A 1164-nucleotide genomic window follows, 5' to 3' on the forward strand; every position below is an offset into this window, starting at 1 on the left:
GTTCGGGTGCGGATCGCCACCGGTGGGAGCGGGCGGCGGGCGGTCGGGGCGGGCGGCGCGCCGTGCCGGTCGGACAATCCGACCGGCGGTTCGCGTGTTGCGTGTCGACGCGGGGCCGCTGCCTGTCCGTAAGCTGTCCCGAGACAGGTGTCTGACGATGCCCCACATCCGACGGGGCCTCACTCCACGGGCTGACGGAACGGAAACGGGTACGGGCAGATGGCAATGATGCGGCTGAGGCGTGAGGACCCCCGCATCGTCGGCCCGTACCGGCTGCACCGGCGGCTGGGCGCCGGCGGCATGGGCGTGGTCTACCTGGGCTCCGACCGCAAGGGGCAGCGGGTCGCGCTGAAGCTGATCCGGGCCGAGCTGGCCGAGGACGCCGAGTTCCGCACCCGGTTCGCCCGGGAGATCGCCGCGGCCTCGCGGATCCGCGGCGGCTGCACGGCCCGGGTGGTGGGCTCCGACATCGAGACCGAGCGGCCCTGGCTGGCGACCGCGTACGTGCCCGGGCCCTCGCTGTACAAGCAGGTCTCCGAGGAGGGGCCGATGGCCTGGCCGGACGCGGCGCGGATCGGTTCCGCGCTGGCCGACGGCCTGGTGAAGGTGCACGAGGCCGGGGTGGTGCACCGGGACCTGAAGCCGTCGAACATCCTGCTCTCCCCCAAGGGCCCGCGGATCATCGACTTCGGCATCGCCTGGTCGCGCGGCGCCTCCACGCTCACCCACGTCGGCACGGCGGTCGGCTCGCCCGGCTTCCTGGCGCCCGAGCAGGTGCGCGGCGCGGCCGTCACGCCCGCCACCGACGTGTTCGCGTTCGGGGCGACGCTGGCGTTCGCGCTGACCGGCGAGTCGCCGTTCGGGTCGGGCGCCTCGTCCGAGGTGATGCTGTACCGGGTGGTGCACGAGGAGCCGGACCTGACCGGCATCCCGCCCGTGCTGGCGCCGCTGGTGCGCGCCTGCCTGGCCAAGGAGTCGTCCGAGCGGCCGCCCGCGGCGGCGCTGCACGAGCGGCTGAGCGAACTCGCGGCGCGCGGCGGCAGCGGCGGCCGGACGGGGCGGGCCGCGGCGGCGGCCGCGCGGACGGACGAGGCGCGGGCGGCGGCCGCGCCCGTCGAGGAGGTGCGCGGGGCGCGGCCGGACGCGGCGGGCGCGGCCCGGCCG

General features: G+C 76.7%; 1 protein-coding gene. It reads left to right on the forward strand.

Features of this window, described 5'->3' with window-relative positions; translation table 11 throughout:
* Positions 1-219 precede the first annotated feature (219 nt).
* Positions 220-1164, forward strand: a 945-nt coding sequence (locus OO57_RS37830; RefSeq protein WP_081974246.1) for a serine/threonine-protein kinase, incomplete at its 3' end; no start/stop codon positions are given.

The organism is Kitasatospora phosalacinea (assembly GCF_000717185.1).
In the GTDB taxonomy this organism is placed as follows: Bacteria; Actinomycetota; Actinomycetes; order Streptomycetales; family Streptomycetaceae; genus Kitasatospora; species Kitasatospora phosalacinea_A.